Raw genomic sequence first — 9,875 nt, forward strand, 5'->3', positions numbered from 1 at the left:
AGCATGTTTGAACGCCTTATGACTATTCAAGTAAAAATTGAAATGACTGAGGCTAGATTAAATGCATTGGCTTATGCTAGGAAAAAAACTACTCAGAAAGTTAACCTTTATGAGAAAGTTCAAATTCCTGAGTATAAAACAGCTATAATCAAGATTAAAAGGTATATGGAAGACGAGGACAATTTAAGTAAGTCTTCTCAAAAAATAGTAAAAGAAAGAAACAGAGCTAAGGAGGCGTCTTTATGATTAGAAAAATGAAGAAACTCTCTCTCTTTGTCTTTCATGAGGATAAGGAAAAAACTTTAAGCGATTTGGCATCACTTGGGCTTGTTCACGTTGAAATTGCTAATGGTGTTTCTAGTGAAAATATTGATAATATTTCTGCTAGAAAAAATGATGCTGTAAGAGCTAAAAATATAATTAATAATGCTTTGTCTGAGGCTAAAAAAGATGTTTCTAATCTAAAAGCTGAAATAGTATCTAAAAAAGCTAATGAAGTTATAGAAGCTGTTATCAGTACTTCTCAGACTTCTGAAAAATTAAAAGCTGAAAGAGAAATTTTAAGAAAAGACTTATCTGTTATAGCTCCTTTTGGAAGTTTTAGCTTTGATAAAGTTAAAGACTTAAAAGAAAAAACAGATTATAATGTTATTTTCTATTCAGGTGCTGTTAAAGAGTATAATGATTATGATTTCTCTAAAGTTAATGATATATTTACTTGTTCTATAAAAGAAGAGGCTGGAAAAGTTTATTTTGTTGCTTTCAAAAAAGAAGGTTCTGAAGAGACTATTCCTTTTGATATTATCAATATGCCTTCTAAGTCTTATGATGAGATAAGCAGTGAAATAGCTAAACTTGATAAAGAAATTGAAGTTACTGAAACTGAAATTATCAAAAATCAGGTATATATAGAAGCTATTAACAAAGAAATAGAAAATTTAAATATATCAAATCATTTTGAAGAGGCTAAAGAAAGCTTTATACCTAGTGAAGTTACAGAAGGTAAAATTCTTTATGTAGAGGCTTATGTTCCTAAAGATAAAGAAGCTGAAGTTAAAACTTTCCTAGATAATAATAAAATAGCTTATATACTTGAAGAGCCTACAAAAGATGATAAAGTGCCAGTTGAACTTAAAAATAATAAATATTCCGGTGCTTATGAGCTTATTACAAAATTATTCCAATTACCGAATTATTTTGAGATAGATTTAACTCCGATGATTGCAGTTTTCTATCCATTGTTCTTTGCTTATTGTTTCGGTGATTCAGGTTATGGTTTAGTATTAACTATAATAGCTTTAGTAGGTTTATTTACCGTATTAAAGGGAAGTTTAAGAGGAATAGGAATACTTGCCCTAACATTGGGTATATGTACTACTATTATGGGGGTTATAAACGGAGGAAGCTTCTTTGGTGTAAGCATACCTTCTAATACTCAAATACCTTTATTTGCTACTTTAAGTAAGTATTTAATAATTACTGACTTAAAAGAAAATTGGTTCTTAACTCCATTTAATACAGCATTGCTTATAGGCGTATTACATATATGTTTTGCTTTAGTAGTTGGTGTTATAGACAGAATTAAAACTAGTGCTATAGGCGATATATTAGGAGCTATTGGTAAACTTTTATTCATTCCAGGACTTGTTTTATGGTTCTTAGGCGATATGCAGAAAATGGAAGTTATCAAACAATTCAGCACTATATATTATGCTTTAATAGGTGTTGGTTTGGTATTCTTAGTAATACTTTCTAACGTAGGTAAAAAACCGGATGTGTTAAACTCTATACTTGGCGTATACTTTGCTGCTACTGGTATAATGGGTGATACACTTTCTTACATACGTTTATTTGCTTTAGGTGCTTCTGGTTCTATATTAGCTTTGGTAATAAACCAGATAGGTATGAGTTTCAAAGCAATACCTGGTGTTGGTGTTGTAATAATGGTTGTATTCCTAGTATTCGGACATATAGCTATATTCGCATTAAACATACTTGGTGCTTTAGTACACCCTTTAAGATTAACATTCGTAGAGTTCTACAACAATGTTGGATTTGAGGGCGGCGGTAAAGAGTATAAGCCTCTTAAAAAAGCGGTTTAATTTGGCTAGGGTTTGTTATTAATAATAACAAGAAAATTATAAAAATTGTGAGATAGTTAAAAGCGAACAATTTTTATTAGCAATAATAGAAAATTATATTTTATTAATCTAAAAAGGAGATTTTATTATGGGTTTTACAATGAACACAGCGCTTTTATTAGGATACATAGGAGCAGGTTTAATGGTTGGTATGTCTGGTATTGGTAGTGCGGTTGGTACTTCTATTTCTGCTATGACTACAGTTGGTGCTTTAAAGAAGAACAAAGATGCTTTCGGCAGCTGTCTTGTTTTAAGTGCGTTGCCTGGTACACAAGGTCTTTATGGTTTCGCTGCTTTCTTCATTATGCAGCCTTATTTAACAGCTGATATAAACATCTTCCAAGGTGCTGCTATATTAGGTGCTGGTATTGCTGTTGGTTTAGCTTGTATGGTTTCAGCTATATTCCAAGGTAAAGTTTGTGCTAATGGTGTTGAAGCTATAGGTAATGGTTATGATGTATTTGGTAACACTATCATCGTTGCTGTATTCCCAGAACTTTACGCTATCGTTTCTTTCGCTACAGCATTCTTAATCAGCGGTGTTTTAGGTGCTTAATTAAGTATTAATAAAAGTTGAAATAAAGAAATCCGTAGGAGTTGTAATTAACTCTTACGGATTTTTCTTGTTTTAAAAATGTTCATTTTATATATTTTATTCTACTTTAATAGTATATTAAATAATAAAATATAAATTTTATAAGTTTGTATTAATTATTTTATATATTACTATGGACTATTTATCTAAAAAGTATTATAATATAAAGAAAAAAATTGGATTTTTATTATGAGTAAGAAAGAAGAAATTTATAATATTTTGAAAGAAAATAATATTAAATATGAAGCAGTTGAGCATACTCCGGTTTATACTATGGAAGAAATGCTTGATTTGGAATTGGATAAAAAGGGCAGAATAATAAAGAATATATTTTTATTTTGCAGAAAAACTAAAAGACATTTTTTAGTGATAATGGAAGAAGCTAAAAGACTTAATTTAAAAGATTTAAGTACTAAATTAGAATCAAAACTTACATTTGCAAGCGAAGAAGATTTGGAAAAATACCTTAATTTAAGCAAAGGAGCAGTATCTCCTTTCGGACTTTTATATGATAAAGAAAAAGCTGTTATTTTTGTAATAGATAAAGATTTAACAGTTCCTGAAACTAATAATATAATAGGAATACATCCATGCGATAATACAGCTACTGTTTTTCTTGAATATAATGATTTAATAAAACTAGTAAAGAATACAAATAATAATAATATAGAAATTATAGAGATTTAATTATTATATAGAACTAAAAATATCAATTAATTTTTTAGTCACATAATATAATCTGTTTTCATCTTTTGGAAAATCTAGTTTCATAAAAAATGTATCTTCATCTTGGGACTTATTGAAACCGATAATATCATTTTCTTTTAATATCTTATTTAATTCATTAGGTCCCTTGCTTGAGTATATTATTATACGTGTAGAGTCAAATTTATTGCAGTAAATATCTATAGAATAGTATGAATTATCATTTTTCTTGAATGTATTATAGTAGCATTCATTTTCGTAATTATGACCGCCGAATAGTTCTATTAAATAATTTATTCTTATTAAAGATGAATTATTATAAATATTCACTATTTTTATGTATTCATCATAATTTTTTAATATATCAAAATATAATTCTCTATATGATTTCAGCACAATTCATTAATTCCAATAAAAAATATTTGATATTGGCTAAAATTATATTGAATTTATTGAAATTAGTCAATAGGTAAAATAAAAAAATTACTGACTTAAAATCATAGTTTTGCTTTTAAAAATTTTTATTAACTTTTCCGTTATAAAAAACAATTTTTTTTCTTCTTTAGGGAAAGAGAAGTTTCTATATAATGTATCTTCATCGTTGGATTTGTTAAATCCGTATATGCATTCCTCATCCATAAGCAATTGCTCTAAATCTTTATATCCCTTGCTTGAATGGATTATTAAACGTGTGGAATCAATTCTATCGCAATATATGTCTATAGAATATGATATATCTTTATTTTTAAACTCATTATAGTAGCATTCATTTTCATAATTATATCCGCCGAATGTTTTTATTAAATGGTTAATTCTGATAGATGATAAATTATGGCATATATCTACTATTTTGAGATATTCATCATAATTGTTTATTACATTATGATAAAAATCATTTTTTAAGTCATCCATAAAAAAAAATAACCTCTTTATTGTTCAAATTAAAATCGAGTATTGAGTATCTCCAGATAAGCTGCTATAATCATAACATAAATTATAATGAATTTATTATTTAAGTCAATAGTCTTTATCAAAATAATTTCAGTTGACTATAGCCTCTTTAAATCTGAAATCGATTCTGTGAGCTTTAGTATTTTGATTTTGAATTGTTTTTAATATAGCTGTTAAATCTACAAATTTTTCAGCTTTTACATATTTTTCTAATATTACCTGTACCTGATAACCCCTAGGATATAGTATTAAATCATTGCCGAAAGCATTTATTTCAGATATTATATTATATATTTCATTGTGATTTGTCTTTAAATCATATATTACAGAGGATATATATTTTGAATATTCATTTTCTATTTGTTTATTAGTAGGATTTATAGTTAATCCGGTAACATACGGAACATCATAATTATATATGTAGTCATTTTTTATAATGTATCCGTCATCTGTTATTTCGTATATTCCTGTACGTGATTCTAATAAGAAAAGATTTTCTCTTTCCGATACATTTATTATAAGCAAATCAGGAAATAAAACTTTAATATTTTCAACTTTAATTCTAAGATTATTTTCTATATTATCTTTAATTTCTTTTTTTGGTATATTAAATAAGCTTATGTTATTATATTCTGAAAGGTTTGATTCTCTCATTATATCTATAGCATTTAATTTATTTAAGCCTCTTATCTCTACTCTTAAAATTCTAGCTCTATTTATACTAACAATAGAAACTACTACTATAGCAGCTAAAACCAAAATAATAGCCATTCTTTTTAAAATACTTTTCTGCTTATCGCTAAGCTTATTTTTATCTAATTTTTTTCTAAGTTTATTTTCTTTTAAGTTCTTCATTTATAATAATAGTTTCTATTTTTTATTTTAATTTACTTCGCATCCTGCAGGGAAATCTTTTTCAGGACTCATAAGAGAAAGAGTATCTCCGTTTTCTGCTAAAAGAAGCATTCCATGAGAAGTAACTCCTCTGAATTTCTTAGGCTTTAAATTTGCCAAATAAAGAATAGTTTTTCCAACCATCTCTTCAGGCTTATAATATTCTGCTATAGATGAAACAACAACTCTCTGTTCTCCGTTTCCTATATCAAGAACAAATTTCAAAAGCTTATCAGCATTTTCTACCTTTTCTGCAGCCAATATTTTAGCAGTTAATAATTCTAATTTATCAAAATCATCTTTTTCTATATTAGGCTTATGCTTATTATCCTCTTCTTTAGGCGGATTAACTTGTTTTTGATTTTCTTCCATAGTGTTAACTCCTATTTCTTTTTCTATATCATATCTATTAAATAGGGCTTCTCCTTTTTCTATTTTTATTCCGGATTTTAATGAGCCCCATTTTTTAGCATCTTCCAAAGGAACACTGTCTCCAAGTCCCAATCTGTTAAATACTTTTTTAGGTGTTTCCACAAAGAATATTTGTAAATATGCTGTTACTATATAATATACTTGAAAAGATATATACATTACATTTGCAAGATGATCTTTTTTATTTTCATCTTTTGCTAAATTCCAAGGAGCACTGTCTTCTACATATTTATTTGTCATTCTAATAACTTCCCAAATATATGACAAAGCTTCATGGAATTTAAAGCTGTCCAAAGCAGACTCAACATTAGCATCAAGTGTAAGAACCATTTTTTTAAGTTCCTTTTCTCTATCTCCGTAAACACTCTCAACTTCATCAGGAAGTATTCCGTTAAAATATTTGCCAAGCATTGTTGTTATTCTATACCATAAGTTGCCGTAATCATTAGCTAAATCGCTGTTTATTCTTTTTAGGAACATTTCTTGAGAATAATATCCGTCAGAACCAAAATTAATCTCTCTCATTAGAAAATATCTTAAAGCATCAACACCGTATTTATCTATTAATGTATTAGGATCAACAACATTTCCTCTGCTTTTGCTCATTTTTTTACCGTCATCGAATAATACCCATCCATGTCCGAATACTTTTTTAGGAAGCGGTATATCAAGCATTTTAAGCATTATAGGCCATATAATAGCATGAAATCGTACTATTTCTTTTCCTACAAAATGTACATCGCAAGGCCAATATTTTTTATATAAATCATCCTGTCCTTCTTCTGAATATCCTAATGCTGTAATATAATTTGATAAAGCATCAATCCAAACATATATGCTATGTTCGCTATCTACAGGACAAGGTATTCCCCATTTTAATCCTTTACGTGTAACTGCTAAATCTTCTAATCCCGGTAATAAAAAGTTTTTAAGCATTTCATTTTGTCTTTCTTTAGGCTCTAAAAATTCAGGATGTTCATTATAATAATCTATAAGCCATTGTCCGTATTGAGATAATTTAAGATAATAACATTCTTCTTCTTTATATTCTAATTCCTTTTCACAGTCAGGACAATAACATTTTCCATCATCTTTTTTTACAACTTGACTTTCTGTGAAAAATGCTTCATCGCTTACACAGTAAAGTCCTTTATATGCCCCTTTATATATGAAGCCTTTATCATAAAGTATTTTAAATATATTCTGGACTCTTCTTTCATGATAATCATCAGTTGTTCTTATATAATGATTATAATTTATATGAAGTCTTTTCCATAACTCTTTGGTGGCATTAACAATATTGTCAACATAAGATTTCGGAGTAGTGCCGGCTGCCTCTGCTTTTCTTGCTATTTTTTCACCATGCTCATCAGTACCTGTTAGAAAATAAACATCATATCCCATTATTTTTTTATATCTTGCCATAGTATCTGTAGCTATAGTGCAGTAACAATGACCAATATGTAAATAATCTGAAGGATAGTATATTGGAGTTGTAATGTAAAACTTTTTATCTGTCATTTCTGTATGCCTCGGGTATTTAGTTATGTAATTGAATTAATTATACTAAAATTAATGCTTTTTGTAAAGTTAAAATATTAATCTAAATATTTAATATAAAATATATTTTTTGTGTATATTTTACAATAAATTACGAAAAATAGTTAATAATATATATTTTTTTAAAAAAAATTATGTATATGTCATTTTTTGTCATTGTATTATAATATATTTAGGATAATATTAATTAAAATATTATTTAGGGAGAATTTTTTTATTATGAAAAAGAGACATTCTATAAGATTTAAGATGCCGCTTACAATAAGTATAATAACTACTATTATTTTGATAATAACTATATGTCTATTGTCATATAGATCATTTATAGGCGTAAGTAAAACAACATTTTCCGGTTTTTCTTCTACTATAGAAGGTTATAAATCTATGATTGATTCTTGGCTTTCAGAAAATAAAACTTTAATAAAAACTTATGCCATAACTCCGTCTGTTATTAATTATTTGTCCAATATTTCCAGTACGAATGCGGATTTGCAGCTGGACAGAACTTTGCAGAAATTTGAATCTATTAATAAATTTTCTTTAAATATAGGAGTAACCGATACAAACGGAGTGATATTAAATAATGCCAAACAAACTTCAATAGGCGAGCATATACAGCAGACAAGACCGGGTATATGGGAGAATTTTATAAAAAGTAATTATGATGCTGCTTATGGAAGTAAGATAGTTAAATCAGCAGCTGATGACAAATGGTCATTGGCTATAATAGCAGGTGTAAAAAATGATAATAATGATTTAATCGGCAGTATTTATATGATAATAAATTGGGAAGAGGTAATAAATTCATTAAAACAGCTTAAATTAGATGAAACAGGAAGATTATTCGCATTGGATGAAGATGGAACTATAGTTATAGATACTTATGATTATATTAATGAAAACGGCGGAGGATATTTTACTTTAATAAAAAATGATAATAAACAAAGCGGGGTTATTAATTATAAATCTTTGAACAGTTCAAGAACGGCCGTTTATACTAAGATGAGCGAGCTTCCATGGACTTTAACTATAGCTATGGATGACAGAATCATTTACAAAGAAAATATTAGAATGATTAGAATAGCTATAATAATATGTATATTATCCGTGTTATTTATAAATGCATTTACTGTTTCTTATATAAAAAGAACAATGTCTCCATTAGACAGTTTAATGAAGCAGGCTCAGAAAATATCTGAAGGCTATATAGAAGTTAAAGACATAAAAAAAGAAAGAAAAGACGAGTTTGGAAGATTGGAAAAAACATTCCATATAATGAGTCAGAAGTTGGTAGAGGTTATTAATGAAGTTAATGACTCTTCAAAAGATATTATGTCATCTTCTCAAACTATGATGGAAAGCAGCACTGAACTGTCAAGAAGAACAGAGTCTACAGCTTCTAGTTTAGAGGAAACATCAGCAAGTATTGAAGAAATAGTATCTACAATACAGTCATCAACATCAAATGCTGTAAATGGTAAAGATATGATGAATGAATCTATTAATTATATAGAAGAAGCAGCCCAAATAATCAGTCAAACCTCTTCAAATATCGAAGAAGTTTATGAATCAAGTGAAAAAATAAAAGATATAACAAAAATAATAGAAGACATAGCTTTCCAGACAAATATACTTGCTTTGAATGCTTCAGTAGAGGCGGCACGTGCAGGAGAGCAGGGTAAGGGTTTTGCGGTTGTAGCAAGCGAAGTTAGAAATTTGGCGCAAACTACTCAGGCATCAGTTAAAGATATTACGAATTTAGTTGATAATACAGCAGATAAAATCAATAATGCCACAAAGACAGCTAGAAAATCTCAGGAGATATTTATTGAATTGCAAAGTAAGGTTAAAGAAACTTCAGATTTAATGGAAAGTATTGCTACAACAGCATTAGAACAGCAGTCAGGTGTTAATCAAATCAGTACAGCAATAGGAAGCATGGAAACAATAACTACACAAAATGCTCATTTAGCTGGAGACTCAAGCAATTTATCGCAGAATCTATTGTCTAGGGCTAAAAAGCTTGAAGATAGTATTAGTTTCTTTAAATTGTAATTATTATTTTTTGTAGTAAAGTAGTAAATAAGGAGCTTCAAATAATGAGGTTCCTTATTTTTTTTATATGATTATATATGAACCTTCTTTTGCAAATGCCAATTGCAAATCTATTCCTTCTTTATTTAAGAAAGCCATTAATTTGTTATATATTAGATTAATTTGGGCATCGGTTCTTTCTTGATTGTGATGGTGAATTATTACATAAGGTACATTTGCATCCAAACCAACTTGAATAGAATCATTTAAAGTAGAATGTCCCCATCCTATATGGCCATTAAAATATTCGCTTTTTGTATATTCTCCTTCTATTATAAGTACATTTGCACCTCTTACAAAATCTATCAATCTGGCATGAAGTAGATCTGCATTATGATTATAATGAGAAAGAGAAGGATGCTGAGCATGAAGACGTCTTTTATATGGTTCATGATCAGTTAAGTATACAACAGTTTTATTTCCTGAAGTTATTTTGTATGATAGTGTATGACATGGATGATTAACCCATATGCTTTCTATTATCATATTTCCAAATACTATTT

At 28.2% G+C, this 9,875-nt stretch carries 9 protein-coding genes and 1 pseudogene; 5 read left to right on the forward strand and 5 right to left on the reverse strand.

The window, feature by feature from the left end:
• From Q0J90_RS02930 to Q0J90_RS02945, 4 genes are all read left to right on the forward strand, one after another.
• On the forward strand, positions 1–246 hold a 246-nt coding region (locus Q0J90_RS02930; protein ID WP_297276487.1), incomplete at its 5' end, for a V-type ATP synthase subunit D.
• Positions 243–2,102, forward strand: a complete 1,860-nt coding sequence (locus Q0J90_RS02935; RefSeq protein ID WP_297276488.1) for a V-type ATPase 116kDa subunit family protein — start codon at positions 243–245, stop codon at positions 2,100–2,102. The genes Q0J90_RS02930 and Q0J90_RS02935, both read left to right, overlap by 4 nt.
• 127 nt (positions 2,103–2,229) lie before the next feature.
• On the forward strand, positions 2,230–2,697 hold the full coding sequence (locus Q0J90_RS02940) for an ATPase (RefSeq protein WP_028329162.1): 468 nt from the start codon (positions 2,230–2,232) through the stop codon (positions 2,695–2,697).
• Positions 2,698–2,925: 228 nt separating this feature from the next.
• Positions 2,926–3,423, forward strand: coding sequence for a prolyl-tRNA synthetase associated domain-containing protein (locus Q0J90_RS02945; RefSeq protein ID WP_297276489.1), 498 nt, complete (start codon positions 2,926–2,928; stop codon positions 3,421–3,423).
• A gap of 3 nt (positions 3,424–3,426) precedes the next feature.
• Here the strand turns inward: Q0J90_RS02945 and Q0J90_RS02950 are convergent, their stop codons facing one another.
• The 4 genes from Q0J90_RS02950 to metG all read right to left on the reverse strand — a co-directional run bounded on the left by Q0J90_RS02950 (position 3,427) and on the right by metG (position 7,239).
• The gene (locus tag Q0J90_RS02950) at positions 3,427–3,837 is read right to left on the reverse strand and encodes a hypothetical protein (RefSeq protein WP_297276490.1); all 411 of its coding nucleotides are present in this window, start codon (positions 3,835–3,837) and stop codon (positions 3,427–3,429) included.
• An 87-nt stretch (positions 3,838–3,924) separates the two neighbouring features.
• Positions 3,925–4,353, reverse strand: coding sequence for a hypothetical protein (locus tag Q0J90_RS02955; RefSeq protein WP_297276491.1), 429 nt, complete (start codon positions 4,351–4,353; stop codon positions 3,925–3,927).
• 129 nt (positions 4,354–4,482) lie between these two features.
• On the reverse strand, positions 4,483–5,247 hold the full coding sequence (locus Q0J90_RS02960; RefSeq protein WP_297276492.1) for an FtsQ-type POTRA domain-containing protein: 765 nt from the start codon (positions 5,245–5,247) through the stop codon (positions 4,483–4,485).
• Between the two features lie 27 nt (positions 5,248–5,274).
• Positions 5,275–7,239 (reverse strand): methionine--tRNA ligase, encoded by a 1,965-nt coding sequence (gene metG / locus Q0J90_RS02965; RefSeq protein ID WP_297276493.1) that lies wholly within the window; start codon positions 7,237–7,239, stop codon positions 5,275–5,277.
• A gap of 258 nt (positions 7,240–7,497) precedes the next feature.
• Here metG and Q0J90_RS02970 point away from each other — a divergent pair, with 258 nt between their 5' ends.
• Entirely contained in the window at positions 7,498–9,333 is a 1,836-nt protein-coding gene (locus Q0J90_RS02970) for a methyl-accepting chemotaxis protein (RefSeq protein ID WP_297276494.1), read from the forward strand.
• A gap of 63 nt (positions 9,334–9,396) precedes the next feature.
• Here Q0J90_RS02970 and Q0J90_RS02975 read toward each other — a convergent pair.
• Positions 9,397–9,875, reverse strand: a pseudogene (locus Q0J90_RS02975) (MBL fold metallo-hydrolase); the annotation flags it as partial.

This window comes from uncultured Brachyspira sp., from assembly GCF_944390595.1.
Taxonomy (GTDB): Bacteria; Spirochaetota; Brachyspiria; order Brachyspirales; family Brachyspiraceae; genus Brachyspira.

Bases quoted from the DNA above. Each gene is read 5' to 3' on its own strand.
- Q0J90_RS02960 (WP_297276492.1), bottom strand. From the start codon at position 5,247: ATGAAGAACTTAAAAGAAAATAAACTTAGAAAAAAATTAGATAAAAAT.
- Q0J90_RS02970 (WP_297276494.1), top strand. From the start codon at position 7,498: ATGAAAAAGAGACATTCTATAAGATTTAAGATGCCGCTTACAATAAGT.
- Q0J90_RS02940 (WP_028329162.1), top strand. From the start codon at position 2,230: ATGGGTTTTACAATGAACACAGCGCTTTTATTAGGATACATAGGAGCA.
- Q0J90_RS02945 (WP_297276489.1), top strand. From the start codon at position 2,926: ATGAGTAAGAAAGAAGAAATTTATAATATTTTGAAAGAAAATAATATT.
- Q0J90_RS02955 (WP_297276491.1), bottom strand. From the start codon at position 4,353: ATGGATGACTTAAAAAATGATTTTTATCATAATGTAATAAACAATTAT.
- metG (WP_297276493.1), bottom strand. From the start codon at position 7,239: ATGACAGATAAAAAGTTTTACATTACAACTCCAATATACTATCCTTCA.
- Q0J90_RS02935 (WP_297276488.1), top strand. From the start codon at position 243: ATGATTAGAAAAATGAAGAAACTCTCTCTCTTTGTCTTTCATGAGGAT.